21 protein-coding genes are annotated in these 26142 nt (G+C 73.5%); 15 read left to right on the forward strand and 6 right to left on the reverse strand.

The annotated features are described in order from the left end of the window. The first annotated feature begins 23 nt into the window (after nucleotides 1–23). Nucleotides 24–863, forward strand: a complete 840-nt coding sequence (locus BLU82_RS29070) for a hypothetical protein (RefSeq protein WP_092624372.1) — start codon at nucleotides 24–26, stop codon at nucleotides 861–863. A gap of 59 nt (nucleotides 864–922) precedes the next feature. Next, nucleotides 923–1960 (forward strand): NAD(P)-dependent oxidoreductase, encoded by a 1038-nt coding sequence (locus tag BLU82_RS29075; protein WP_092624373.1) that lies wholly within the window; start codon nucleotides 923–925, stop codon nucleotides 1958–1960. On the opposite strand, the gene BLU82_RS29080 is transcribed toward BLU82_RS29075, so the two are convergent. After that, complete coding sequence (locus BLU82_RS29080) at nucleotides 1918–2391, reverse strand: DUF3054 domain-containing protein (protein WP_092626454.1); 474 nt, start codon at nucleotides 2389–2391, stop codon at nucleotides 1918–1920. The genes BLU82_RS29075 and BLU82_RS29080 overlap by 43 nt on opposite strands. Then, entirely contained in the window at nucleotides 2388–3854 is a 1467-nt protein-coding gene (locus tag BLU82_RS29085) for a CCA tRNA nucleotidyltransferase (protein ID WP_231947605.1), read from the reverse strand. Before BLU82_RS29085 ends, BLU82_RS29080 begins: the two co-directional genes overlap by 4 nt. A gap of 216 nt (nucleotides 3855–4070) precedes the next feature. Here BLU82_RS29085 and BLU82_RS29090 point away from each other — a divergent pair, with 216 nt between their 5' ends. The 13 genes from BLU82_RS29090 to BLU82_RS29150 all read left to right on the forward strand — a co-directional run bounded on the left by BLU82_RS29090 (nucleotide 4071) and on the right by BLU82_RS29150 (nucleotide 21218). Continuing rightward, entirely contained in the window at nucleotides 4071–4526 is a 456-nt protein-coding gene (locus BLU82_RS29090) for an NUDIX hydrolase (protein WP_231947606.1), read from the forward strand. Beyond that, complete coding sequence (locus tag BLU82_RS29095; RefSeq protein ID WP_092624375.1) at nucleotides 4523–6709, forward strand: DUF6049 family protein; 2187 nt, start codon at nucleotides 4523–4525, stop codon at nucleotides 6707–6709. The genes BLU82_RS29090 and BLU82_RS29095 overlap by 4 nt, the downstream gene beginning before the upstream one ends. After that, on the forward strand, nucleotides 6706–10218 hold the full coding sequence (gene murJ / locus BLU82_RS29100; RefSeq protein ID WP_092624376.1) for a murein biosynthesis integral membrane protein MurJ: 3513 nt from the start codon (nucleotides 6706–6708) through the stop codon (nucleotides 10216–10218). The genes BLU82_RS29095 and murJ overlap by 4 nt, the downstream gene beginning before the upstream one ends. Then, nucleotides 10215–10868, forward strand: a complete 654-nt coding sequence (gene sigM, locus BLU82_RS29105; protein ID WP_092624377.1) for an RNA polymerase sigma factor SigM — start codon at nucleotides 10215–10217, stop codon at nucleotides 10866–10868. The genes murJ and sigM overlap by 4 nt, the downstream gene beginning before the upstream one ends. Then, on the forward strand, nucleotides 10865–11692 hold the full coding sequence (locus BLU82_RS29110; protein ID WP_157741329.1) for an anti-sigma factor: 828 nt from the start codon (nucleotides 10865–10867) through the stop codon (nucleotides 11690–11692). Before sigM ends, BLU82_RS29110 begins: the two co-directional genes overlap by 4 nt. Nucleotides 11693–11769: 77 nt before the next feature. Further along, nucleotides 11770–12741 carry a thioredoxin-disulfide reductase gene (gene trxB / locus BLU82_RS29115; protein ID WP_092624379.1) on the forward strand — a complete coding sequence of 324 codons (972 nt, stop codon included), beginning with the start codon at nucleotides 11770–11772 and terminating at the stop codon, nucleotides 12739–12741. A 47-nt stretch (nucleotides 12742–12788) separates the two neighbouring features. Further along, complete coding sequence (gene trxA, locus BLU82_RS29120) at nucleotides 12789–13112, forward strand: thioredoxin (RefSeq protein ID WP_053203681.1); 324 nt, start codon at nucleotides 12789–12791, stop codon at nucleotides 13110–13112. Nucleotides 13113–13486: 374 nt separating this feature from the next. After that, nucleotides 13487–13975, forward strand: coding sequence for a hypothetical protein (locus tag BLU82_RS29125; protein ID WP_141711372.1), 489 nt, complete (start codon nucleotides 13487–13489; stop codon nucleotides 13973–13975). A gap of 197 nt (nucleotides 13976–14172) precedes the next feature. Then, on the forward strand, nucleotides 14173–16980 hold the full coding sequence (locus BLU82_RS29130) for an FtsK/SpoIIIE domain-containing protein (RefSeq protein WP_092624380.1): 2808 nt from the start codon (nucleotides 14173–14175) through the stop codon (nucleotides 16978–16980). Then, complete coding sequence (locus BLU82_RS29135; protein ID WP_092624381.1) at nucleotides 16977–18806, forward strand: hypothetical protein; 1830 nt, start codon at nucleotides 16977–16979, stop codon at nucleotides 18804–18806. Before BLU82_RS29130 ends, BLU82_RS29135 begins: the two co-directional genes overlap by 4 nt. Before the next feature lie 108 nt (nucleotides 18807–18914). Then, nucleotides 18915–19520, forward strand: coding sequence for a hypothetical protein (locus tag BLU82_RS29140; RefSeq protein ID WP_092624382.1), 606 nt, complete (start codon nucleotides 18915–18917; stop codon nucleotides 19518–19520). Nucleotides 19521–19522: 2 nt separating this feature from the next. Beyond that, nucleotides 19523–19915 (forward strand): hypothetical protein, encoded by a 393-nt coding sequence (locus BLU82_RS29145; RefSeq protein WP_092624383.1) that lies wholly within the window; start codon nucleotides 19523–19525, stop codon nucleotides 19913–19915. Nucleotides 19916–19988: 73 nt separating this feature from the next. Continuing rightward, entirely contained in the window at nucleotides 19989–21218 is a 1230-nt protein-coding gene (locus BLU82_RS29150; protein WP_092624384.1) for a GNAT family N-acetyltransferase, read from the forward strand. Nucleotides 21219–21639: 421 nt separating this feature from the next. Here BLU82_RS29150 and BLU82_RS29155 read toward each other — a convergent pair whose 3' ends face one another. The 4 genes from BLU82_RS29155 to BLU82_RS29170 form a co-directional block, all read right to left on the reverse strand. Beyond that, nucleotides 21640–21948, reverse strand: coding sequence for a hypothetical protein (locus tag BLU82_RS29155; protein ID WP_069109343.1), 309 nt, complete (start codon nucleotides 21946–21948; stop codon nucleotides 21640–21642). 8 nt (nucleotides 21949–21956) lie between these two features. Further along, nucleotides 21957–23816 carry a hypothetical protein gene (locus tag BLU82_RS29160; RefSeq protein ID WP_092624385.1) on the reverse strand — a complete coding sequence of 620 codons (1860 nt, stop codon included), beginning with the start codon at nucleotides 23814–23816 and terminating at the stop codon, nucleotides 21957–21959. A 73-nt stretch (nucleotides 23817–23889) separates the two neighbouring features. Beyond that, entirely contained in the window at nucleotides 23890–24711 is an 822-nt protein-coding gene (locus BLU82_RS29165) for a hypothetical protein (protein WP_092624386.1), read from the reverse strand. Then, the gene (locus BLU82_RS29170; RefSeq protein ID WP_092624387.1) at nucleotides 24708–26078 is read right to left on the reverse strand and encodes a CHAP domain-containing protein; all 1371 of its coding nucleotides are present in this window, start codon (nucleotides 26076–26078) and stop codon (nucleotides 24708–24710) included. Before BLU82_RS29170 ends, BLU82_RS29165 begins: the two co-directional genes overlap by 4 nt. Nucleotides 26079–26142 lie beyond the last annotated feature (64 nt).

The following is a 26142-nucleotide window of genomic DNA, read 5'->3' on the forward strand; positions in this document are numbered from 1 at the left end:
ACCGCCGACGCCGTCCAAGTGGCATGCGTCACTTCGGGTGGATCCTCGCCGCGCCGGTCGCGGCCCTGCTGCTCGCCGCCTGCGGCGATGAGGAGGCGCCCCGCAGCGCCTCACCGTCGGACGAACCATCGTCCACCAACCCCGGTCAGCTCTACACCGGCGTCTTCACCGTCCTCGAGGGCTGGGGGCACGGCCCGCAGTTGTGCTCCGGCGTGCGGGAGTCCTTTCCCCCACAGTGCGGCGGTCCCGACATCGCCGGCTGGAACTGGGACGAGGCGCCCGACGCCGAGTCGGCCGATGGCGTCACGTGGGGGTTCTACTCCGTCACGGGCACCTGGGACGGCACCCGCTTCACGCTGACCGAGCCGCCGCTGGCCGGCACCGCCACCTCGCCGGTGGCCCCCGACGCCTCCGAGTTCGATTTCTCGCCGCCGTGCGAGCCACCGGCCGGCGGCTGGGTCGTCGTCGACGCCGCCACCGCTGACGAGGCGGGCCGTGCGGCGGCCGAGGACTATGCGTACGCCCAGCCCGACTTCGCCGGCACCTGGATCGACAGTCTCGCCCGGCCCAACATCCTCACGTTCAGCTTCACCGGCGACCTCGAGACCCACGAGGCCGCGCTGCGCGGTCTCTGGGGCGGTCCGCTGTGCGTCACCGGGGCGGAGCGCAGCATGCAGGAGCTGATCGCGATCCAGGACGAGATCGTCGCCGCCGGCCCCGGCGTTCCGGCGACCGCCCTCGACCTCGTCAGCGGGGAAGTGACGCTGGACGTGTTCGTCGAGGACGGGCAGCAGGCCGAGCTGGACGAGCGGTACGGCGAGGGCGTCGTCCGGGTGAGCGCCGCGCTGCGGCCGGTCGAGTGAGCTCTGCCGCTGGCAGACAACGGTGACGCACGCCCGTCCCGCTGGTTAGCGTCGAGCCCATGAGTGGTCACGCGATCGTCGTCGGCAGCACCGGCCAGATCGGCCGCGCCGCCGTGGAGTCCCTGCTCGACGACGGCTGGTCGGTCACGGCCGTGCACCGGGGCAGCACCGAAGCGCCGTCCGGCTGGGCGCGGCGCGGCGTCGACGAGCGGCTGGCCGACCGCGCGGACCTCGCCGGTGTGCTGCGCGAGACCGGCGGCGCCGACGTCCTGCTCGACACCATCGCCTACGACGACGCCGACGCGCGGCTGCTGCTCGGCCTGGCCGGCGACGTCGGCTCGCTGATCGTCGCCTCCAGCGCCTCGGTGTACGCCGACGACGCGGGCCGCACCCTGGACGAGGCGACCGGGCCGGACGACTTCCCGCGCTTCGCCGCGCCCGTCCCGGAGACCCAGGCGACGGTGCCGCCCGGCCCGGCCACGTACTCGACGCGGAAGATGCTGCTGGAGCAGACCCTGCTCGACGACGGACGGCTACCGGTCACCGTGCTGCGGCCGTGCGCCATCCACGGCCCCGGCAGCACCAGCCCGCGCGAGGTCTGGCCGCTGCTGCGCGCGCTGGACCGCCGGCCGCGCATCCCGCTGGCGCACGGCGGGCACAGCCGGTTCCACACCACGAGCGCGCCGAACCTCGGCGAGCTGGTCCGGCTCGCGGCGGCGCGCCCGGGCGGCCGCGTCCTCAACGCCGGCGACCCGGAGCCGCCGTCCGTCGCCGACATCGTCCTGGCCGTCAGCGCGACCGCCGGTCACGAGCCGGAACTGGTGCCGCTGGACGGTGCGCCGGAGTCGCGGGTGGGCCGCACCCCGTGGTCGGTGCCGCGCCCGTTCCTCGTCTCCATGACGGCGGCGGCGACGGAGCTGGGCTACGCGCCGGTCGCGACCTACGCCGAGGCGGTCGAGTGGACGTCGGCCTGGCTGCGCGGCCGGCTGGCCGAGCGGCCGTGGCGCGAGGCGTTCCCGCTGCTGGCGCAGTTCTACGGCGACGCGATGGACGACTACGCCGCCGAGGACGAGCTGCTCGCGTCGCGCCGGAACTGACGCGCCACGACCCGCCAGCCGACCAGGAACGCGCCCAGCACCAGCGTCGCCACGGCGACGAACGAGGGCGCTGTCCCCTGGCCCGACGCCGCCCGCAGCAGCATGCCGACGGCCACCGTCGCCATCCACACAGTGACGCCGGTCGCGAGGGACGCAGGGTGGCGGCGGGGAGAGCGGGGGCCGGGGGATGCCGGCAGGGGTTGGCTCGGGCGTCCGAGCGAGGAACGAGCGAGGCGGGCGGGGCCGGCATCCCCCGGCCCCCGCCACCGAAGCGCGATCAGCGTCCATGTCAGAGCGAGCCCGGCCAGGAACGGCCATGCCGTGCGGGCCAGCCCGGCCAGCGACAGCGGATCGTCGTGCGTCCGCCGTCCGATCAGCACGAACACCAGCACCAGGACGACGTCGACGGCGAGCGCCGGCCCCGTTCTCACGCCGAGGCCTCCGGCTGCTCGGACCACCACCGCAGCAGCTCCGCCCGCGCGTCGTCCTCGGACAGCACGCCGTGGTCGAGCCGGACCTCGAGCAGGTGGTGGTAGGCGCGGCCGACCAGCGGGCCCGGCCGGATGCCCAGGATCTGCATGATCTGGTTGCCGTCGAGGTCGGGCCGGATGGCGGCCAGCTCTTCCTCTTCTGCCAGCCGGGAGATGCGCTCCTCGAGGCTGTCGTACGACTGCTGCAAGGCCAGCGCCTTGCGCCGGTTGCGCGTCGTGCTGTCGGCGCGGGTCAGGACGTGCAACCGCTCGACCTCCGGCCCGGCGTCGCGGACGTAGCGGCGCACCGCGGAGTCGGTCCACTCGCCGCCGCCGTAGCCGTGGAAGCGCAGGTGCAGCTGGATGAGCTGGGTGACGCTGTCGATGACGGCGGACGGGTAGCGCAGCGCCGTGAGCCGCTTGCGGGCCAGCTTCGCGCCGACGACGTCGTGGTGGTGGAAGCTCACGCCGCCGCCGGCCTCGAACTTGCGGGTGCGCGGCTTGCCGATGTCGTGCAGCAGCGCCGCCAGCCGGGTGACGAGGTCGGGGCCGCCGCCGGGCAGCCGCCGCTCCAGCTCGATGGCCTGCTCGAGCACCGTCAGCGAGTGCTCGTAGACGTCCTTGTGCCGGTGGTGCTCGTCGATCTCGAGCCGCAGCGCGGGCAGCTCGGGCAGCACGTGGCCGGCGATGCCGGTGTCGACCAGCAGCGTCAGCCCGGTGCGCGGCGCCGACGACAGCAACAGCTTGGTCAGCTCGTCGCGGACCCGCTCGGCCGACACGATGTCGATGCGCCCGGCCATGTCGGTCATCGCGGCGACCACCTCGGGCGCCACCTCGAAGCCGAGCTGCGACGCGAACCGCGCGGCGCGCATCATGCGGAGGGGGTCGTCGGAGAACGACTGCTCCGGCGTGCCGGGCGTGCGGATGACCCGGCTGCCGAGGTCGGCCAGCCCGCCGAACGGGTCGACGAACTCGCGGCCGGGCAGCAGCACCGCCATGGCGTTGACGGTGAAGTCGCGGCGCAGGAGGTCGTCGGTGATGGACGCGCCGTACGCGACCGCCGGCTTGCGGCTGGCGGGGTCGTAGCTGTCGGCGCGGTACGTGGTGATCTCGATCTGGAAGCCGTCCTTGGTGCCGCCGATGGTGCCGAACTTCTGCCCGACGTCCCACAGGCTGTCGACCCACCCCGCGAGCAGGCGCTTCGTCTCTTCGGGCCGGGCCGACGTGGTGAAGTCGAGGTCCTGGCCCAGACGGTCGAGCAGGGCGTCGCGGACGGAGCCGCCGACCAGCGCCAGCTCGTGCCCGGCGGCCTGGAAACGAGCGCCCAGTTCGTCGGCGACGGGCGCGATGCGCAGCAACTGCCGCACCGCCTGCCGCTGCGCCTTCGAGAGCACGTGGTTCGCCGCTTCCTTCGTTCCGATCACGACGGACCAGCCTACGGGGCGACACCCCCGGGATCCCAACCGCTTTCGCTGCTACGCAGGTTGCGGCCGCATCCCAGCTACTCTGGACGTATGCCCGGCTCGCCGTCCTCGCCAGCCGACGGTCCGCACCATCGGCGACGTCGGGGCGCGAGGCGACGGCGCAAGGCCGGCCGGCCGCGGCTGCGCACCGTCCGCGAGACCTCAGCGGGGGGCCTGGTGGTCGACCACTACGAGCACCCGTCGAGCGTCGCGCTCATCGGCCGCATCGACCGCCGCGGACGGCTGGAGTGGGTGCTGCCCAAGGGACACGTCGAGGCAGGTGAAACGCCCGAGGAAGCTGCGGTGCGGGAGGTATCGGAGGAAACTGGTCTGCAGTCGAGGGTCGTCACCCCGGTCGGCGACATCGACTACTGGTTCGTGGCGGACAATCGGAGGATCCACAAGACGGTGCACCACTTTCTCCTCGAGGCCACCGGTGGGAGTCTGAGCACCGACGACGTGGAGGTGAGCGAAGTGGCCTGGGTGCCACTGGACGAGCTGGCCGGACGGATGCGCTATGCGTCCGAACGGCGGCTGGCGCGACGGCTGCGCGAGCTGCTCCCGGACTCGCCCGGCGACACCGCCGCGAGCACCGTCGCCGAATCGGGCGGCACCCGGAAGGACCGGTCATGAGGCTGCCCGGCCTCCGCGCCCTCGCCGCCCTCTGCGCTCCCGCCGCCGTCATCGGCGTGGGGCTGCTGGCCCCTGGCACGGCCGCGGCCGAGGAGCCGGCGCCCGACGCCGGCGCGCTGACCGCCGAGACCACCCTGACCGGTGTCTCGCCGGGCGTCCTCACCCCTGACGACGACGCCATCACCCTCACCGGCACGGTGCGCAACACCGGCGAGGAGCCGATGAGCAACGTCCAGGCGCTGCCGCGGTTCAGCACCAACCGAGTCGAGTCGCGCGACGAGATCCGCGCCATCGGCACCGACGAGGAGCTGTACTGGGGGTCGCGCGACAGCGACGGCTTCGACCTCGTCGCCGACACCCTCGAACCGGGCCAGGCCGCCGAGTTCTCCGTCACGATCACCAGCGAGCAGCTGGGCTTCGACGCCAACGGCGTCTACGTGGTCGGCGTCGACGTCCTGGCCTCGCCGCTCGACAGCTCCGACCGCGCGCGCTTCACCAGCCGCACCGTCGTGCCCTGGATCGACGCCCCTGACGAGCTCCCGTCCGTCCCCGTCGCCATGCTCTGGCCGCTGGCGGCCCGGCCGGCGTTGTTGCCCGACGGCACCCTCGCCGACGAGACGCTGGCCGAGCAGCTGGGCACCGGCGAGCCGCTGTCGGCCGTCCTCGAGGCCGGCGCCGAGGCGCCCGTCACCTGGGCCGTCGACCCCGACCTCCTCGACACCGTGTCCGTGCTGTCCGACGGCTACAGCGTGGTCACGCCCGAGGGCACCATCGACGGCTCGCAGGCCAACACCGACGCCGCCCTGGCCTGGCGCGAGCGGTTCGACGAGGTCACCCAGGACCACGACGTCTGGATGCTGCCGTACGCGCTGCCCGACGTCGGCGCCTTCGACGAGCACGACGCCGCCCTCGCCGGCACGCTGAGCCGGCAGTCGCTGGCGGCGAGCGAGGCCGCGGCCGAGCAGCTGCCCGCCGCCACGTCCGGCGTCGCCTGGCTCGACGGCGCCGTCACCGACGACGTCCTGACGACGCTGGCCGACGCCGGCGCCGGCACCGTCGTCGTCCCGTCCGACGCGGTCGAGGCCACCGACCAGGACGATGCCGACCACAGCGAGGCCGGCGCGCTCGGCGAGGTCGCCGCCGGCGACACAACGCTGCGTGTCGTCGCCGCCGACGCCGGGCTCAGCTCGGCCATCGCCGACGCCGTCGCGGCCGGCGACCCCACCGCCGGCGCCGCCGACCTCCAGCAGCGCTGGATCGCCGAGACCGCCATGGTCGCGCTCGCCGCCGCCGACGACGACACCGAGCCGCCGCTGCTGGTCGCCGCGCCGCCGCTGCGCTGGCGCCCGGCCGAGCCCATCCCGCAGAGCCTTGTCGCCACGTGGACGTCCAGCACCTGGGTCGAACCGGTCGGCCTCACCGACCTCGTCGGCACCGGCGAGGCGCCGGAGGTTTCGACGGCGCCGTCCGAGGGCACGACCTCGCTGCCGGAAGCCAACGTCGCCGCCACCGCCGCGCTGCGCGACGACGCCACGCAGTACACCACCCTGCTGGCCGACCCCGAGGACGTGACCACCGCGCTCGACCACGCCACCCTGCGCTCGGCGTCCACCGGCTGGCGCGACAACCCCGACACCGGGGTCTCCTACGCCAGGGGCATCGGCGACGCCCTCTCCCGGCGCATCGAGCGGGTCAGCATCACCGTGCCCGAGTCGGTCACGCTGTCCAGCCGGACCGGATCCTTCCCGCTCACCGTCACCAACGACCTGCCCGACGCCGTCAACGTCCGGCTCCAGGTGCGGTCCGAGAACCCCGACCGCCTGCGCGTCTCCGAGGTCGAGACCCAGGAGATGGGCCCGGGCGAGCAGAAGCTGGTCGAGGTCACGGCGCAGGCCGCGGCGAACGGCCGGGTTCCCATCGAGGTGCAGCTGACCACCGACGACGGCGAGCCCATCGGGAACCCGGTGGCCACCGTCGTCAACGCCACCGAGTACGGCACCATCGGCTGGGTCATCGTCGGCGGGGCCGGCGCGCTGTTCCTCGGCGCCATCGTCCGCCGTACGCTGCGCAGCCGGCGGCCGCGCCGGCGCCGTCGTCCCGACGACTCGCCCGACCCAGCCGGAGGCAGCGTTCTCGACGAGCTTCCCGCGGAGGCGAGGCCCACCCAGGAGGCAGCGCGGTGACGGCGACGCAAGAGCCGCCCCGCAGCTCCGGCCTGCTGGGCTCCAGCGCCATCATGGCCGCCGGGACGGTGGTCTCGCGGCTCACCGGGTTCGCGCGCGCCGCCGTCATCGCGGCGGCCATCGGCCTGACGGCGGCCACGGCCGACGTCTTCAACGTGCCGAACGTGCTGCCGAACATGATCTACATCCTGGTCGGCGGCGGCGTGCTCAACTCCGTCCTCGTCCCGGTGCTGGTCCGCGCCATCAAGAACGACGCCGACGGCGGCCAGGCGTTCTCGCAACGGCTGTTCAGCCTGGCCGTGGCGGTGCTCGGACTGGCGACGCTGCTGGCGGTGCTGGCCGCGCCCTGGCTGATGCAACTGATCGTCGACGACCGCTATCTCGAGCCCGACATGCGGCCGTACTTCGACAACATGGTGATGTTCGCCCGGTTCTGCCTGCCGCAGATCTTCTTCTACGGGCTGTACGTGCTGATCGGCCAGATGCTCAACGCCAAGGGCCGGTTCGGCCCGATGATGTGGTCGCCGATCCTCAACAACGTCGTGGCCATCGCGGTGTTCGGCGTGTTCCTGTACGTGTACGGCACCCAGGGCTTCGAGCCGTTCACGACCACCCAGACGCTGCTGCTGGGGCTGGGGTCCACGGTCGGCGTGCTGGCGCAGGCGATCGTGCTGATCCCGGTGCTGCGCAAGACCGGGTTCTCGCTGCGGTTCCGCACCGACTGGCGCGGCCAAGGGCTCGGCGAGTCGGTGCGGCTGGGGCTGTGGACGGTCGCGTTCGTCGTGGTCAACCAGCTCGCGTACCTGGTGGTCGTGAAGGTCGCGTCGGGCGCCAGCAGCGTCAGCGCGGGCGACGCCGGCGCCGGTTACTCGGTGTACGCCAACGCCATGCTGATCATGATGGTGCCGCACTCCATCATCACGGTGTCGCTGGCCACCGCGCTGCTGCCGCGGCTGTCCGACCTCGCCGCCGACGGCCACCTCGACGACGTCCGCGAGAAGCTGGTCGCGGCGCTGCGCATGTGCCTGGCGGTCATCATCCCGCTCGGCGCGCTGATGGCGGCGCTGGCGTTCCCGCTGACGGCGATGATCTTCGACTACGGGTCGGCCGGCGGGCAGACCGGACGACTGGCGCTGACGCTGGTCGTGCTGATGCCGGGGCTCGTCGCGTTCACCGTCCACTACCTCGTGCTGCGCGGCTTCTACGCGCTGCAGGACACCAAGACCCCGTTCTACACGCAGATCTGGGTGTCGGCGGTCATCATGATCGGCGCCGTCGGCGTCGCCGTCGCCGCGCCCGGCCCCCAGTACGTCACCATGGCGCTGGCCGCCGGCTACAGCGTCGCGTACGTCGTCGGCGCCGGCGTGGGCGCCATCAGGCTGCAGCAGCGCATCGGCACGCTCGGCGGCGGCCAGCTGGTGCAGCACGTCATCCGGCTGCTGATCCACTCCGCCATCGCGGCCGGACTGGCCTGGCTGGTGTGGCGCGGCTGGACCGGCCTGGGCGTCAGCGACGCGCTGCCGTCGCTGTTCGCGCGCATGCTGGAGCTGCTCATCGGCGGCACGGTGGGCGTGGTGACGTTCGTCGGCCTGGCCTACGCCTTCCGGGTGGCCGAGGTGCGCTCCGCCGTCGCGATGGTGCTGGCCCGGCTGCGCGGCGGCGGCCGCGCCGCTCCCGCCGTCGACCCCGGCGACCTCCTCGAGGACACCGCCGAGTACCACATCCCGGTCGAGACCGGCACGCTCAGCATCTTCCGCCGTCCGGTCGATCCCACGATGACGTCGGAGTTCTTCCTCGACGAGACCCTGCCCGGCGTGCCGAGCTTCTTCGACACCCATGCCGGCGGGTACCGCGACCGCGCGGGTGTGGGCGGCGCCGCGGCGCTCGGCCTCGACGCGGCCCGCGAGGGCGCGCGCGTCGTCCAGCCGCTGCCCGGCACCCGGCCGGGCGCGCCGTCCGAGCCGCCCGGGCCGGCGCCGGGACAGCGCCGCACGGTCGCGGGACGCTACCGGTTCGAGCGGCTGCTGCAGAACGCCGACGGCATCCAGTCCTGGCAGGCGGTCGACGACGTCCTGCGGCGGGCCGTGTTCGTCCAGGCCGTCGCGCTCGACGACCCGCGGGCGGGCGGGTTCGCCACCGCGGCGCGGGTGTCGTCCACCGTCTCCGACCCCCGGTTCCTGCGCGTCCTCGACGTCGGCAGCGACGACGACGTCGCCTACGTCGTCCGCGAGTGGACCCCAGGGCAGAGCCTGGCCGCGCTGCTGGGGCACGCCGGCGCGTTCCACCCCGAGCAGGCCGCCGCCGTCGGACGCGAGGTCGCCGAGGCCATGGCCACGGCGCACGCCCAGGGGCTGGCGCACCGCCACCTCGACCCCACGCTGGTGTTCGTCACGGCCGACGGCTCGGTGAAGATCGCCGGACTCGAGACGGAGTACGCGTTGCGGGGGGCCGCCCAGACGCCGTGCGCGCCCACCGACCCGTCCCACCCGCGCCCGGCCGAGCTCGACGCCATCGGCATCGGCGGCGTGCTCTATGCCGCGCTGACCGCCCGCTGGCCCGTCGGCACGCCAGGCGGGCTCCCGCCGGCGCCGCTCATCGACGGCCGGCTCGCCTCACCGCGCCAGGTCCGCCCCGGCGTGCCGCGGCTGCTCGACGCCGTCACCGACCGCGCCATCGGGCACGCCCGCCGGCACCACGCCGCCCCGCTGGTCACCCCGCTCGAGGTCGCGACCGAGCTGGCCAACGGCGCACGCCACCAGCAGCGCGCCGTCGTCGCCGACGAAGCCGTCGTCGCGGCGCCGCCCGCGCTCCTCGACGAGCCCGGCGACGTCCCGCCGCCACCGAGCCGGGTCGAGCAGCTGCGGGAACGGCGCAAGTCCGGCCGCACCGCCCGGCTGCTCGGCGTCATGGCGGCCATGCTGCTGCTCGTCGGCGCCACGCTGGTCGGGCTGCAGCTCCTCCTCGGGGCCATCGACGACGCCGGCGACGACTCCACGCCGTCCACCTCGGCCACCGAGGGCGTCACGACGCCGTCCGAGGACACCCCGGCCACGGAGGCGACGCCCGTCGCCGTCAGCGCCGCCACCGACTTCGACCCCGCCGGCAACGGCGAGGAGAACCCGAGCGACGTCGGCAACGTCTTCGACGGCGACCCCGAGACCACCTGGACCACCGTCAACTACTACGACCCGCTCGAGGCGCAGAAGGACGGCGTCGGCGTCTACCTCGACCTCGGGCAGGCGGTGTCCGTGCGCGAGGTCCGGCTGGCGCTGATCAACTCCGGCGCGAGCTTCGAGCTGCGGGTCGCGCCCGAGGACGCCACCCAGGCGCCCGGCGATCTCGACGGCTGGACCGCCATCGACACCGTCGAGGACTCTGAGCAGAATGTCACCCGCACACTTGACGACGCGGTGAGCACCCGGTATCTCCTCGTGTGGTTCACTCAGTTGCCCCTTGCCGACGACGGCAACTACCGGAGCGGAATAGCCGAAGCGGAGGTGCTCGGGTGACGCAGTCCGCGCCCGGACCCCGGGTGCCCGACGAGCAACTGCTGCGTCAGCACGTCGACGGCGACCCCGACGCCTTCGGTGAGCTGGTGAAACGGCATCAGGACCGCATGTGGGCGGTCGCGCTGCGCACGCTCGGCGACCCGCACGACGCGGCCGACGCCCTGCAGGACGCCATGATCAACGCGTTCCGGCGGGCCGGGTCGTTCCGGTCCGAGTCCGCGGTCACCACCTGGCTGCACCGCATCGTCGTCAACGCCTGCCTCGACCGCGTCCGGCACCAGGCCGCCCGGCCCGCCGACCCGGTCGCCTTCGACGGCACCGAGATCCCGGGCGTCGCGCCCGCCACCGAGCCGTCCAGCGACCCCGCCGAGCGCACCGCCCTGAGGGTCGACCTCGAGCAGGCGCTGGCCACGCTGCCGGCCGACCAGCGGCTGCCGCTCATCCTCGTCGACGTCGAGGGGTTCCCGGTCGCCGAGGCGGCCGAGCTGCTCGGACTCCCCGTCGGCACCATCAAGAGCCGCTGCGCCCGGGCCCGCGCCAAGCTCGTCCCGCTGCTGGCCCCCGGCCGGCTCAGCACCACCGGGAACCAAGGCGCCGGTGGCGACGTCCCATCTGGGACGTCGCGTGGAACAGGAGGTGAGCATCGGTGACCACTGCCGGCGCCCATCCGCCTACCCATGTGCTGGCCGACCTCGCCGAAGGCGTCCTCGACGACGCCCAGGCGCGCGAGGTGCGGGCCCACGTCGACGACTGCCCCACCTGCCAGGCCACCCTCGACGAGCTGGCCCAGGTCAGCGTCGCCCTGCGCGCCCTGCCGGCCGAGCTGCCGGTCCCCGAGTTCGTGGCGGCGCGCATCTCGCACGCGCTGGCCGCCGAGCGGGCGTCCGGCGCAGCCGCGACGGCCGCGTCCGCCGACTCCGCCTCCGCCGACGACGGCACCGTCGCCTGGTTCCGGCGCCGGCTGCCGCAGGGCCTGGCCGCCGCCGCGAGCGTCGCGGTCCTCGGCCTGGCCGGGTACGTCGCCGTCGGTGGCGGCGGTGGTGGCAACGACAGCGACGGCGCCGGGCAGCCGGCCGCCGCGGAAGCCGAGGCCCCTGACGAGGCTTCCGCCTTCTCGCAGTCCACGCCGTCCGGCGTCCAGCGGGACGGCACCCCGTCGACCGCCATGGACACCGCCCCGCCGGCCGAGGATCAGTCGGTCGACGCGGCGCCGGAGGCCCTCGAACAGACCCGGCTCATCACCGCCGTCACCGAGGTCGTCCAGGGCGACGCCGACCCCGCCGGCCCGGACACCTGCGGCGAAGAGCTGGCCGACGAGCTCGGCCTGCCGCTGGTGGGCGCCACCAACGTCGGCTCGGGCGTGCTCGTCGTCCTCGACGACACCGCCACCTACGACGGCTGGCTGATCACCACCTGCGCGTCCACGACCAACGAGACCATGCAGCCGCAGGTCGAGGTCCCGAAGAGCGAGTGAACGCCCCGCCGGGAATGCCGACCGCCTAGGATCCGTTGGGGCAGATGAACCAACGCGACGCTAGGGAAGGCACAGGCGTGACCGACATCCGCGACCTGATCATCATCGGTTCCGGGCCGGCCGGCTACACGGCGGCTGTGTACGCTGCCCGGGCCCGGCTCGAACCGCTGCTCATCGAGGGCGAGGTCAGCTGGGGCGGCGCCCTGATGAACACCACCGAGGTCGAGAACTACCCCGGCTTCCGCGACGGCATCCTCGGCCCGGCGCTGATGGAGGAGATGCGCGCCCAGGCCGAGCGGTTCGGCGCCGAGATCCTCACCCGCGACGTCGTCGAGGCCGACCTCACCGGGCCGGTGAAGTCGGTCACCGACAGCGAGGGCAACGTGCACCGGTCGCGCGCCGTCATCGTCGCCACCGGGTCGCGCTACCGCGAGCTGGGCCTCGAGAACGAGAAGCGGCTGTCCGGCCACGGTGTCTCGTGGTGTGCCACGTGCGACGGCTTCTTCTTCCGCGAGCAGGACATCGCCGTGGTCGGCGGTGGCGACTCCGCCATGGAGGAGGCCACCTTCCTCACCCGGTTCGCGCGCAAGGTGTACGTCATCCACCGCCGCGACTCCCTGCGCGCGTCGAAGGTCATGCAGGAGCGCGCCCTCGCGAACGACAAGATCGAATTCGTGTGGAACACCGAGGTGCTCGACGTCCTGGGCGACGACAAGGTCAGCGGGCTGCGGCTGCGCGACACCGTCACCGGCGCCGAGCGTGAGCTGGCCGTCACCGGCCTGTTCATCGCCATCGGCCACGACCCCCGGTCCGAGCTGTTCCAGGGGCAGCTGCGCCTCGACGACGAAGGCTACGTGCTGGTCGACGCGCCCACCACGAAGACCGAACTGGCCGGCGTGTTCGCCGCCGGCGACGTCGTCGACCACATCTACCGCCAGGCCATCACCGCGGCCGGCACCGGCTGCCAGGCCGCCCTCGACGCCGAGCGGTACCTCGCCGACATCGAGGCCGCCGAGAAAGCCGCCACGCCCGAGCTCGCCGTCCGCTGACACCGAGCTCCGTCACCAGAGAAACGCCCACCATCAAGGAGTCACACATGGGCAACATCCAGCACGTCACCACCGCCGACTTCGACGCGAAGGTCCTGCAGAGCGACAAGCCCGTCCTCGTCGACTTCTGGGCCGAGTGGTGCGGGCCGTGCCGCATGATCGCCCCGGTCCTCGAGGAGATCGCCGCCTCGCAGGACAACCTCGAGATCGTCAAGCTCAACGTCGACGAGAACCCGGAGATCGCGGCCAGCTACCGCATCACCTCCATCCCGGCGCTGAACGTCTACTCCGGCGGTCAGGTCGTCAAGCAGATCGTCGGCGCCAAGCCGAAGGCCGCTCTGCTCAACGACCTCGCCGACTACGTGGGCTGACCCCAGCCCGTCGACCATGCGGCCTCCACGGCCGCTCCTGGCGCCCGCCGGTGGACTTCACGGTCCGCCCGGCGGGCGTCGTCGCGTTCGGCGCCGCATCGGCCGAACGCCGGCCGCGCTCATCCATCCGGACGAAAAATCAATCGGACATAACCGCCACAATCGCCTGAAAAACACGTTGTAGCGCGTACTAGTTTGCTCCGGACCTCTTGCCCTGGGGACCGAAACCGACATTGAATGTCGTATCCGCAGAAACGAGCCGCTCCGTTTGCCGAGCGCCGAGTTCTCCCGGATCATCTCGTCACGGAAGTCCTTGCTCGGACACCTACCGTGTCAGTGACCGGGGCTCCTGGGACGTCAGGCGAGAGGTGTACATGGAATACAGAGACGATTTGGTGAACGCCGAGAACGCCGCCGTCGAGGCCTACACCTCGATGGCGGTTCGGCAGACCAAGCTGTTGCTGCTCGGTATCGGCACGATGATCGCCTCGATCGTGGCGATCGTCCTGGCCGCACTGGCGACGCTCGCCGACCTCGCGGGCGTGGCCACGCTTCATGCGGCCTTCATTCCGGTGGCGGTCGTCGGCCTCGCGTGCGGCGGGGTCGATTTCATCGCGCGGCGCCGCGACAACGACTACGTCGCGGGCTGGGCGACGGTCGTGGGCCAAGGCGCGCTCACGGCGGCCGGCGCCATTGCTCTGCTCGGTTGGTTCTCAGCGGACCTCTGGGTGTTCGGAGTGGGCCTGGTGGTCGGAATAGTAACCAGTTCGATCTTGGTCAAGTATCCCGAATGGGAAACCGAAGCGGAAATGATCGAACGGTTTGTCCGAGTTCCCGATGACGGTCAGGACGATTTCTTCTGACCGTCGTCCGTTCGGATGACGCCACGTCCCCCTCGAGCACCTTCCGCCGGCCGACACCCCGGAGTCGGCCGGCCGCGTCGTTCCCGGCCGCGTCCCGCCGCTGATCCCGTCCCGCAGATCCCTCCGCCCTTCCCGGTCACAAACCGGCCATCCCGCGCACTTTCGTAGGGGACAGGCACTCGACAGGAAGGGCAGGCATGCGCGTATCCGCCCTCCACCTCGGTCTTCTCCGCGGTCCCGGCCCGAGCGACGACGGCCCGGCCGCCCTGGCGCACGCCGTCCAGGCCACCGAGGACGCCGCACTCCGCCTGCGCACGCTGGCCCACGCCGCCGCCGAGCGCGAACGCCGCCGGCTCGCCGACGACCAGCAGGCCATCGCCCGCGACTCCCGGCGCCGGCAGGCCCGGTCGCACGCGTCGCTGCTGGCCGCCGCCGACCGCGTCCGCCTCGACATCACCGAACTGCTCGGCCGCGGCCCCGGCTACGCGCACGAGGGCTGGGAGTCCCCGCTCTGGGCCGAGCCGTACGACCAACCGGTCGACGTCACCCAGGTCGTGCGGGCCGCCACCCTCGGGCTCGCGTCGCCGAGCAACATCGTCGAGCTGCCGTTCGTGCTGCCCGCGCTGGGCGGCAACGTCGTCATCACGCACGCGCCCGGCGGCCGCGCCCCGGCGCACAACCTCGCGCAGGCGTTCGTCACCCGCGCGCTCGCGTCCGCGCTGCCCGGCTCGCTGCGGCTGCACCTGCTCGACCCCGGCGGGCTCGGGCAGAACCTCGGCGTCCTCAGCCGGCTGCCCGAGCCGCTGGTCGCCGGCGGCGTGCGGGCCACCCACGAGGAGGTCTCGGCCGAGCTGCGGGCGCTGCGCGAGCACGTCCACCGGCTCAACAGCCAGGTGCTGCTCGGCGACGACGACTCCCTGGTCACCCGCTGGCGCGAGGGCAACGCGCAGGGCATCCCCTGCTCGCTGGTGCTCGCGGCCGGGCTGGGCCCCCACCTCACCGCCGACGACGCCCAGCAGCTCTGGTCGCTGGCGCGCACGGGCAACCGCTGCGGCGTCGCCGTGGTCGCCGTCATCGACACCGGGCGCGAGCTGCCGCACGGCGTCGCGCTGGCCGACCTCCTCGAGAACGCCGAACACCTGCACGTCGACCACGAGGGCGGCGCCACCTGGGCGTCGTCGCCGCCGGCATTGCTGCATCACGCGCGAGTGCGCTGCCCCAACCCGCCCGGTTCGGCGCAGCACCGGTTCCTCACCACCATCCTGGCGCCGGCCGTGCGTCGCGGCGTCAACCGCCCGGTCGTGCTCAGCGACCTGCTCGCCGCCGAGCCTCCCGGCGCCGGCACCACCCACACCCGCATCGCCGCCACCGTCGGCCAGGCCGCCGACGGCTCCGCCCTCGAGCTCGCGGTCGGCGACGACGAAGGCGTGGCCATCGGCGGCATCGTCGTCGGGCCGTCCGGCTCCGGCAAGACGACGCTGCTGCACGCCTTCATCCACGCGCTCGCGCACCGGTACCCGCCCGAGGAGCTCGAGCTCTACCTCCTCGACATGAAGGCCGGCGTCGAGTTCGCCGAGTACGCGCCCCGCCCCGGGCGGCCCGCGCTGCCGCACGTGCGCGCCGTCGGCATCGAGGCCGACGCCACCTTCGCGCTCGGCGTCCTGCAGCACCTCGCCGCCGTCGACGCCCAGCGCAAGCAGCTGTTCAAAGAGGCGTCCGCCGCGAGCGGCCGCGAGATCAAGAACATCGCCCAGTATCGCGAGGCCACCGGTGAGGCGCTGCCGCGCGTGCTGTTCGTCGCCGACGAGTTCCAGCTCATGCTCGCCGGGCCCACCGAGGATGCCGCCTGGAACACCCTCGACGTCCTGGTCAAGCAGGGCCGCAGCCAGGGCGTCCACGTGCTGCTGGCCACGCAGAGCCTCAACTCCGTCGGCACCGGCCGGGCCGCCCAGAAGGCGTCCGTCTTCGACCAGCTCGAGCTGCGGGTCGGGCTGCGGTGCAAGCCCGACGAGCTCAGCCTGCTGCTCGACCGCACCGTCCGCGACCGCCTCGACACCGGCCGCCGCGGCTCCGGGGTGCTCAACCACGCGCGCGGCGACAAAGACGCCGACCAGCTGTTCCAGGGCGGGCTGCTCGACGCCGACGAGCGTCGCCGCATCCGCGACTCCGTCGTCGCCCGGTTCGGGGCCGATCCCCGCATCCGCGTCAGCCGCGGCACCGGCGGCGTCGAGCTGGGCGACGCCGCGCCCGTGCTGGCGTCCACACCCGGGCCCACCGTCTACGTCGGTGCGCCCGTGGGGGTGTCGCCGCCGCTGGTGGGGGTTCCAGCCCGCTCCGGCGACGGTCGCGGGCTGCTGCTGGCCGGCCGCGACGAATCCCACGCCGTCGGCGCCGTCAGCGCCATGATGGCCGGGCTCGCCCTCCAGCCGGGCTCTGACGACGCCGGCTTCGTCGTCGTCGACCTCCTGCCCCCGCGTATCCCCGGCCGCCGCCCCCTCGACCAGGTGGTCCACTGGCTCGGCTCGCGGGTCGCGGTGCTCGACGAAGCCGGGCTCGACGAGTTGCCCGCTGTGGCCACCCGCCCGTCCGGCCCGGTGTTCGTCGCCGTGCTCGGGCTGCAGTACTCGTCGATCGAGGCGCCGCTCTACAGCGACGAGCCCCATCCGCTCGGCTGGCTGTGCGGCACCGGGCCGGCTCTGTCGGTGTTCCCGCTCATCTGGCTCGACACCCCCGACCGGCTGCGCAAGCTCGGCCAGCACGGCGAACGGCTGCAGCTGCGGGCCGACACCGGCGGCGACCTCATCGACACCACCTCCTTCCTCGGCGTCCGCCCACCCTTCCCCGCGTCACGTGGGCGCCTCTGGTTCCACGACCTCGCCGGCGACGCCGACCCCGTCCTGCTCGACCCCCTCCAGGTCGGAACCGTCCTCCCCGATCTCCGTCCGGCTGCGCCTCCTGGCGGTCCTGACGACGAGCCCTCCTCCGGGTTCGGAGCGACGCCATGACCGCCGAGGTCGAGTTCGGCACCACCGGCGATCCCGCCACGCCGAGCTCCGCCGCCCCCGTCCGCACCCCGGCCATGCGCGCCTACTGCGCCACCCTCGCCCGCTTCACGTCGTCGGTGCAGAGCACGGAACAGCTGCTGCGCAACGACGACGCCGGCACCCGCGAAGACGCCGAGCAGCGCGAGCAGACCGCCGCCACTCGGCTCCGTGGCATCCACCGCGCCTCCTCCGCCGCTGATGACGGACTGGCCCACTGCGCCACCGTCCGCTCCGAGTACGGCCTCACCCCGCTCCTCGGCGGCCGGGGTCCCGGCCCAGCCACCGCCGGCCCGCTCGCCCGCCACCCGCACCCCGACCACGCCCCGGGCGCTGCCCCCGCCGCCGACCAGCCGTCCGCCCACGACCTCCACCCCGACTACGCCGCCGCCGCTGCCCCCGCCACCGACAACCCGCTCGCCCGCCACTCCCACCCCGACTACGCCCCGGGCGCTGCCCCCGCCACCGCCGACCAGCCACCCGCTCGCCACCCCCACCTCGGCCACGCCCCCGGCGCTGCCCCCGCTACCGACCAGCCACTCACCCACCACCCGCGCCCCGGCCAAGCCCCCGGCCCCGCCATCGGCGACGATCCGTTCGCCGGCCACGTCCCCACCGCTCACCCCGACGATCACAGGAGCTTCGACGCCGCCGGCCAGCGCTCGTGGCCCATCGCCGACCCGGGCCAGGGGTCGTCCGCTGCCACCGCGGACCACCACCTACCCGCCGATCAACCGCCTAGCAGCTACCGGCGCCCCAGCCAAGCCCCCGGCCCCGCCATCGCCGACGATCCGTTCGCCGCCCCTCACCCCGACGATCACCGGCCCATCGACGCCGCCGGCCAGCTCTGGTCGCCCGCCGCCGACCCAGGCCAGGGATCGTTCGCTGCCACCGCGCACCATTACCCACCCGCCGATCAACCGCCTAGTAGCCAGCGCTCACCGCGTACCGGTGCCGATCCGCACCAACGCCCACCCACCGATTGGACCTACGACGCGCCCCCCTACGCCGACCCGGCCGGGCGTCGCGCCGTCGATCCCGTCTTCCACGGCGATCAGCCGTCCACCGGCTACGGTCACGCGGGGACGGCCGACGCCGACCACGGGTCGTCCGCCAGCACCGCCGGCCACCGTTCTCCGCGCGCCGGCACTGATCCGGACCACGTGCCGCCCACCGGTCACCGTCCATCGGTCGACGACACGTCCGGCTTCGACGCCGGCTACGGTCCCGCCGACCACACGTACGCCAATCGTCCGGCCAGCCCCAGCAGGGCGGCGCCCACGGGCGGCGCCGCCACCGCCGTCCATGCCGACCCCGTCGTGCGGCCAACCGCCCACGAGCTCGACGACCCGACGCCGGCGGTCGACCGGCTGCGTCGCACCGGCGGCGCCGACCTCGGCGTGGCACTGACCGCGCTCGGCCGCAGGCGCGACGAACTGAAGCTGGCCGAGGCCGAGTTCGAGACCTGGCTCGTCGCCCACGACGAACAGTCGCGGCGGGTCACGACGAGCGCCGCCGTGGGCGCCGGGCTGGCCGGGGCCGCCGTCATGGTCATCGCCGGCACGCGCGTGTCCGCCGCCATGACGCTCGCGTTGCTGATCGCCTGCACGCTGGCCGTCGTCGCGGTCGGGCTGGGCGTGGCCGCGGCCCGCCGGCTCCCCCGCGTGTGCCGGGGCGCCGGGCTCTCGCGCCGGCCTGACACAACGGCACTGGTCAGGTACGGCGCACGCATCGGCGGGGCGGCGCTGCTCGCCCTGACGGTGGCCAATATCGCGGCCGGCGCTCTCTGAAATATCAGCGCCACCTGTCACATTCGCCCTCGAAAAACGACCTACAGGAAAGTAAGCGGCCCGATCCCGACCCGGCAGGTGGGGGCCAGAACGAGAAGGGCGGCAGCCATGCCGAGCATCAAGGAATCGGGCGAGATCCTCATCGACGTCGCCAGCGGGCTGACCCGCGGCGGCGACGAGACATCGCGCGGGCTCACCGAGCTGGAACAGAAGGCCAACGCGGCCATCGAGGCGCTGCACGACCTGCGCGCACCGGCCGAGGAGGCCAAGGCGGCCGCCGAACGGCTGCGAGCCCGGGCCGAGAACGCGCGGGCGAAGTTCGAAGAACTCGAGCGCGCCGCCTCGGTCACCGAGGACGGCGCCCGCCTGCTGCAATCCGCCTGCGACGACCTCCAACGCGGCGACGCCGACCTGGCCGGCGCGTTCGAGCCGCAGATCCGGCCCATCGCCGCGCAGGTCACCCAGTTCACCGAGAGCCTGCGGCAGAGCGCCGAGCGCCTCGAACGTGCGGTCGACGGCGTCGCCGAGGGCGCGCAGCAGATCAGCCGGAGCACCGACCAACTGCTCGACCACGGCGAACAGATCACGAAGGGCGCCGGCCAGGTCACGTCCAACCTCGCGCAGGTGAAGAAGCGGCTCGCCCAGGTCATCCCGGCCGCCGCGCGCGCCGTCCGCGACCGCGGCAGCGAAGCCGTCCACGTCGCCCGGCGGTAGCCATGTCCACCGCGCCGTCCACCCTCGGCGGCATCGAAGAGGAGATCCGCCTGCTGCGCGAGTCGCAGCGGGCCCTCCACGATGCCCTCGCCGCGGCGGTGCGCGGCCGTGAGGCCACCGCCGCCGACCTCACGGCCGTTCAGAAGCGCATCACCGCGAAGACCGAGCAGGCGCTCCCCCACGACGCCGCCATCAGCCAGCGCATCGGCAGCGCCATCGAGTCCTCGTTCACCACGGCCATCCGCGCACTCACCGCTCGCTGGAACGAGATCGTCGAGCTCCTCAAGAAGGCGGGCCAGCGGGTCGACGCGGCATTACACGACGCCGAGCGCCGGCGGCGGCAACGTGAGGACGCCGAACACCAGGCACGTCAGGCCCAGCACCGCACCGTCTGACCCGGCCGCCTCACCAGCCCACCCGCGCCGAAAACCTCTGGCCCAGCCGGGAAGCATGCGCTAGACAAGGACGGTGACGAACGACCTGGTCCTGCGCACAGCCACCGACGCCGACTACGCCGAGCTGGAAGCCCACATCGCCAACGCGTTCCTCGAGGACGTCGACGAAGACACCGCCGACTACAACCGGATGATCTTCGAGCCCGGCCGCACCCAGCTGATGACCGACGCCGGGCGCATCGTGGGCTCGGGCCTCGTCATCACGCGCGACCTCAGCGTGCCCGGCGGCGTCATCCCGGCCGCCCACGTCACCGGGGTCGGCGTCGCGTCAACGCACCGCCGGCGTGGAGTGCTGACGGCGCTCATGAACGCCATGCTGACCGAGGCGCACGGCCGCGGCACCGAGCCGCTCGCCGTGCTCTGGGCCAGCGAGGGCGCCATCTACGGACGCTACGGCTACGGCCTGGCATCGTGGCGGGTGTCGTACGAGATCGGCAGCCGCGACATCACCGTCGGCGGCAGCACGCCCGACGGCGCCCGGCTGCGGACGGCCGCCACCCGCGACGTCCTCGACGACATCCGGGCGGTGTTCGACCGCGTGCTGGCGCACCGTCCCGGCCTGTCCACCCGGCCGGGCCAGTGGTGGGAGTACCTCACCGCCGACCCGAAGGGCTGGCGGCGCGGCATGTCGTCCGAACGCACCGTCGTGTACGAGGACGACGGCGGTGTGCGCGGCTACGCCCGGTACCGACTCAAGTCCGGCTGGAACGAGACCGGCCCCGACGGCGAGGTCCGGGTCACCGAGCTGCTCGCCGAGACGCCCGACGCGCACGCCGCGCTGTGGCGGTTCCTGACCTCGGTCGACCTCGTCCGCACGGTCAAGTACACCCACGGCCCCGTCGACGACCCGCTGCCGCACCTGGTCAACAACCCCGACGCGCTGGTCGGGTCGGCCGGCGGCTCGCTGTGGGTCCGCATCCTCGACGTCGCGGGCGCGCTCGCCGCCCGGCGTTACGCCGCCCCCGTCGACGTCGTGCTCGAGGTCACCGACCCCACGTTCGCCGGCAACACCGGCCGCTGGCGACTGGTCGCCGACGACGCCAAGGCCGACGTCACGCCCACCGACGCCGACGCCGACCTCGCCCTGGACGTCCGCGCGCTCGGCTCGCTCTACCTCGGCGGCGTCTCGGCGGCCACGCTGGCGGCCGGCGGACTGGTGACCGAGCGCACCCCCGGCTCCGTCGCGCGCCTCTCGACGGCGTTCGGCTGGCACCGCGCCCCGGTCACGGTCGAGGTCTTCTGACCTAGCCGCGCCCGCCTACCGCGCGCGGCTGCGGGGCTGAGGCCGGTCACCCGCCTCATCGACCGGACGCCGGCCGAGAACGCTCGGACGCCTCGGGTCGGCAGTGAACGCGATGTAGTCGGCGAAGCGAGCGAACCAGGCCAGCTCAAACAGCGCGGGGCCGACCGGATCCTGCGGGCCGGCAGGACCGGCCCAGGTCGGCACGATCGGCCAGGTCGGCGGACCGGAACCTGCGGGGGCGGCGGACCGGACCGGGCGAGGTCGGCAGACCAGGTCCTGCGGGCCGGCAGGGACCGGCCCAGGGTCCACGGGGTCGGTTGGCGCGCAACTCCTCGACCCACGGGCCGGTCGAGTACCGGCCGGACCGAGCGCAGCCCGACGGATCGACGGCGAATGGGGCGGCCGGCGATGCGGGCGAGCGTCAGCTGGTGCCCCAGCCCTCGGTGTCGATCTTCCGGTTCCGGTTGCGTCGCGCCAGGATGCTGCCGAGCGCGAGCACGAACAGCACCAGGCACACCAGCAGCACGACGTGGGCACCGCTGATGCCGGCGCCGTCCCAGCCGGGGACCTCCCAGACGGCGTCGTCGGCGGAGGCGATGAAGCCGCGGTCGATCATCCACTCGCGGCCTTCGTCCCACGAGCTGAACACCAGCGGCGCCACCACCGGCAGGGCCAGCGGCGCGGCCAGGAACATCATGAACACGTCGTTGTCGGAGACGTTGTCGGCCATGGCGCCCCTCAGTAGATGCCGTCGCTGAGGTGCCGGATGCGCACCGCCCGCGTGCGCGACACCACCTGGGACCCGGCGCCGTCGTTGCCACGCCAGTGCAGCTGCAGCTTGGTGCCGTCGTTCTGGACCGGCTCGACCTGCTCGATGATGACCCAGCCGGTGTCGTCGTCGAGGCGGGCGAGGCTGCCGGCCTGCAGCTGCGACACCATGATCATCTCGGACCAGCCGGCGGTCTCGACCTGCGTGGACGCGGCCGCCGAACCGCCGCCGGAGGTGCGGGCGCGGCTCCAGTCGGCGAGGCCGGACGTGCCGGCGCCGTAGCCCTCGGCGAGGTCGGCGTTGAGGTTGACCCGCCACGACGCCTCGGGGCTGTCGGCCAGCGCGCGGGAGCGCTGCACGTGCAGGACGGGGTGTGTGATGACGCTGGGGCGCAGCGCGTCGAGCAGGTAGAGGTCCTGCTCGTCGTTGACGCGGCGCGCCTCGCGCGGGTCGGGGGTCCAGTAGCACTGGATCAGCGCCGGCGTGGCGTCGCCGGACTGGACCGTGGCCCGGCCGGGCACCGGCTCGGCCGGCTCGGTCGGGCGGTCGCTGCCCCACAGTGCCGACGCCACGCGGCTGTCGAGGCGGCCGAGCGCCACGACGGTGCCGACGTCGTCGCGGTGTTCCTCACGCAGCAGCGGGTCGTCGGCGCGCTGCATGCTGAGGACGAGATACACGTTGACCTGGCGGCCGTGGCGGAGCAGGTCGGTGACGCGGTCGTGCGCCAGCGACGCGGCGGCCGGTCCCTGGCCGGCCCGGTTGGCGGCGTCGGCGACGGCGGTGGCGAACTCGCGGAAATGGTGGATGACGACGACCAGCGGCTCGAGCTCGCTGCGGCTGGTCCCGGACTCGATCAGCGCGACCCGGCCCTCCATCTCGCGCCACGCCTGGTTCAGCACGACGATCTGGTCGTCGAGCGTGGACGCGACGATCTGCACGTTCGGCCAGTCGCGCACGCCGAGGAGGTCGACGCGGCGGTGGTCGATGATCCACACCGGCCAGCCGCGCGCCGCCGCCTCGATGGCGATGCCCGTGAGCAGCACCCGCTTCCCGGCGCCGGAGCGCCCGAGCACCAGCAGATGCCCCTGCGGCGCGGCGAGGTTCCAGCCGACCCGCGTGCCGCTGGCGTCGACACCCAGCGGCACCAGCCACGACGACAGGTCGGCCTGGGTGGGCACCGGCCGGGCGACGTGGTCGGGCAGGGCCCGGCGGACGGCGTCGCGGGCCCGCTCGGCGCGCGCGGCCGGCTCGGGCGTGAGCGAACCGGTGCTCCGGGTGGGGTCGCGCAGCGTGAGCCGGTGGCCGCGGACGTTGTGGCGCCCGACGCTGTACTGCTCGTCCAGCTGCAGGTGCACGGCCTCGGCGACGCCGGCGGCCCAGTCGGGTGCGGAGTCGTCGACCTCGGTCGGGTACTGGATGTTCAGCACGTGCGGGACGCCCACCCAGCCGCCCTGCCACTGTCGCGCGTCGATGTCGAGGTACGACGCGTCGGGCACGCCGAGGTGCCGGACCAGCGCCTCGGCGAGGTCGGCGACGGCGTTCTGGCGCAGCCGCCGCCGGACCGACACCGCGTACAGCGCACCGGCGCAGGCCAGCGTCGGCAGCAGGAACAGGACGCCGATGTCGGGCTCGTCGAGCGCCGCCAGGATGGCCCACATCGACACGGCCAGGAACACGACGCCGACGGCGCTCGCGGCCAGCTGCCACGGCGTGAATCCCTTGATGGTGGGCTCGGCCGGGCGCGCCGACGCGAACCTGTCGTCGCCGCCGTCCGGGTCGGGCGGCCCGGACGCGACGGCGAAGGTGTCGGCCGGGTCATGTGGCGCCACGCGACTGCCTCTCCGTTGTCGGTCCTACTGTCGAAGGTGCGCTCGGAGGTGGTCCTGTGACAAGGGGCGGACGTCAGCGGTGCGCCAGCGGCGTCTGCAGCTCGACGACGCGCCACGGCTCGTCCGCCGACGCACGGGCCAGGAACGCGAACCACTGGTGCTCGACCAGCGGCCCGTTCCACGCGTCACGGCCGATCGGCGTCATGCGGACGTAGAACCGGCGCTCGGCGCGGGTCGCGGTGTCGGGGGTGTCGACGTCGGTGGTGTGCGGGTCGATGGCGTTGATCGAGGCGAACGCCTGGTGCCGCGCCCACTGCTCCCAATCGCGCTGGACGTCCTGCTGCAGGCCGTCGAGGTCGTAGGCGGCGTCGTCGTGCGGCGCGGCCAGCCACGTCTGGACCCGGGCCATGGCGTCCTCGGCCGACGTGTCGCTCGCGGCGTCGAAGCTGTAGGCGGCGGTCAGAGCGGCGACGGCGACGGCGGTCGGGTCGGTGTCGTCGACGGTGGCGGGGTCGGGCACGACGACGGGCTCGGGCTGGCGCATGCCCGGCGGCAGGGTGGGGGTCTGACGGGGCGCGGGGGTCGGCTGGGCGGTCGGGGTGTCGGACGGCTCGAGCGGCTCGTCGGCGTCGTCGCTGGTCGCGGCGTCGGTCTCGAGGTCGGACGGCGGAACGGCGGGCGGCTCGGAGCCGGCGTCGTCAGGTGTGACGGCGTCACCGTCGTCCGGCGTGCCCGGGTCCGCGGACGCGGCAGGGCTCGGCGCCGCGCCGGCCGCACCACCCGCGGAGCCGCCGCCGCCGTCGTCGCCACCACCGCCGAAGACCAGCAGCAGCCCGACGACGGCGAGCACCGCCGCGGCGGCGACGAGCAGCAGCGAGGAGCGCGGCCGGGTCATGGGTTCATCCGCCCGTAGCCGAGCACCGGGCCGCTCGGCCCGACGCTGAACGTGCCGGACGAGCGCTGGACGGCGTCGTTCTCGTTGCCGCCGATGGTGACCAGCGTGCGGCTGGCTTCGTCGACCTCGACCACGATGCTCACGTGTCCGGAGTAGATCATGACGTCGCCGGGGCGCGGCGGCTTCGTGGGGCCGGCGCTGCCGACGGGGATGAACTCCTGGCCCTGCCCGCCGGACTCGAACCACGCCTTCATGCCGATGACGGCCGGGATCTGCCACTGATGTCGCCAGAAGTACATCTGGGTGCCGGCTTCGGGCTGGAACGGGATGCCGGCCTCGAGGTAGACCCAGCTGACGAAGTCGGCGCACCACTGCTCGCAGCCGCTGGCGATGTAGGTGTCGGTGATGGTCGGACCGCAGTTGCTGCCCCGCGGCTGTTCGACGATGCCCTTGGCGTACTCCTGCTCCGCGATGCGCACGACGCCGTCGAGGCCGCCGCCGCTGATGCCGCCGCAGCCGGCCCAGCCGCCGCCCTCGCCCTGCTCGCCGTCGCCGCCCTCGCCGATGCCCATGCCGCTCGGCGGCGGATAGGTGGCGTACTGGCCGTAGTCGCCGGTGCCGCCCTGGGTGAAGTTGGACGTGATGAGCGCGTGCACGTTCTCGACGTAGCGTCTGGTCTCGTCGTTGTTCCAGTTGCCCGCCGGTCCGGCGTTGTAACTGGCGGCCGAGTAGACGAAGGTGCCCGGATCCCAGCGGGCGGCGTCGCCCAGCGGCGTCTCGGCGGTGACGCTGCCGTAGACGCCGTCGGCATGCGTGAAGAGGTTCGCCGCGGTGAAGACGGCGTCGCCGGGATCCATGTAGTCGGGTGGACCGCCGCCGGCGCTGTACTTGTACGCGTCCCAGGTGCCGGCGCCGAGGTTGAACTGCATGGGGCCGAAGCAGCAGCCGGAACTCGGCCAGTCGGTGTCGAGATCTTTCCAGGTGTTGCCGTTCTCGGTGAGGTAGATGGCCGCGAGATACGCGGGGTCGATGCTGAACTCGTCGCCGGCGGAGGTGAAGATCTCGGCCCACGGCTCGGGAACGTTGGCCAGCGTGGCGCCGCCGGTGCAGACGTCGCCGCCGGGGGTCATGGTGCACTCGGCCAGCGGCGCGCGGTCGGTGATCTCGCACCAGAGCGCCATGACCGTGGCGACCGGGACGAACGCCAGCGACGACGCACCGACGACGCCGAACACCGTCAGTAGCGCGATGCCGAGGATCCACTTGCGGACCCGGCCGGAGCCCTTGCCACCCGGTGTGCGCGCCGGCTTCGTCTTGGTGCGCCTGGCGACGACGGCTCCGCCGGCGGCGACCGAACCCTGTGCCATACCCCGCCCTCCATCCGGGCGTCCACCACGGCGGCTGGTAGCGGACGTCTGTGTAGGTCGGTGG

This window comes from Jiangella sp. DSM 45060 (assembly GCF_900105175.1).
Lineage (GTDB): Bacteria > Actinomycetota > Actinomycetes > Jiangellales > Jiangellaceae > Jiangella.

Excerpts from the sequence above, each read along its gene's own strand:
- BLU82_RS29070 (WP_092624372.1), top strand. The coding sequence starts at position 24 with ATGCGTCACTTCGGGTGGATCCTCGCCGCGCCGGTCGCGGCCCTGCTG.
- BLU82_RS29075 (WP_092624373.1), top strand. The coding sequence starts at position 923 with ATGAGTGGTCACGCGATCGTCGTCGGCAGCACCGGCCAGATCGGCCGC.
- BLU82_RS29095 (WP_092624375.1), top strand. The coding sequence starts at position 4,523 with ATGAGGCTGCCCGGCCTCCGCGCCCTCGCCGCCCTCTGCGCTCCCGCC.
- trxA (WP_053203681.1), top strand. The coding sequence starts at position 12,789 with ATGGGCAACATCCAGCACGTCACCACCGCCGACTTCGACGCGAAGGTC.
- BLU82_RS29125 (WP_141711372.1), top strand. The coding sequence starts at position 13,487 with ATGGAATACAGAGACGATTTGGTGAACGCCGAGAACGCCGCCGTCGAG.
- BLU82_RS29130 (WP_092624380.1), top strand. The coding sequence starts at position 14,173 with ATGCGCGTATCCGCCCTCCACCTCGGTCTTCTCCGCGGTCCCGGCCCG.
- BLU82_RS29135 (WP_092624381.1), top strand. The coding sequence starts at position 16,977 with ATGACCGCCGAGGTCGAGTTCGGCACCACCGGCGATCCCGCCACGCCG.
- BLU82_RS29140 (WP_092624382.1), top strand. The coding sequence starts at position 18,915 with ATGCCGAGCATCAAGGAATCGGGCGAGATCCTCATCGACGTCGCCAGC.
- BLU82_RS29145 (WP_092624383.1), top strand. The coding sequence starts at position 19,523 with ATGTCCACCGCGCCGTCCACCCTCGGCGGCATCGAAGAGGAGATCCGC.
- BLU82_RS29155 (WP_069109343.1), bottom strand. The coding sequence starts at position 21,948 with ATGGCCGACAACGTCTCCGACAACGACGTGTTCATGATGTTCCTGGCC.
- BLU82_RS29165 (WP_092624386.1), bottom strand. The coding sequence starts at position 24,711 with ATGACCCGGCCGCGCTCCTCGCTGCTGCTCGTCGCCGCCGCGGCGGTG.
- BLU82_RS29170 (WP_092624387.1), bottom strand. The coding sequence starts at position 26,078 with ATGGCACAGGGTTCGGTCGCCGCCGGCGGAGCCGTCGTCGCCAGGCGC.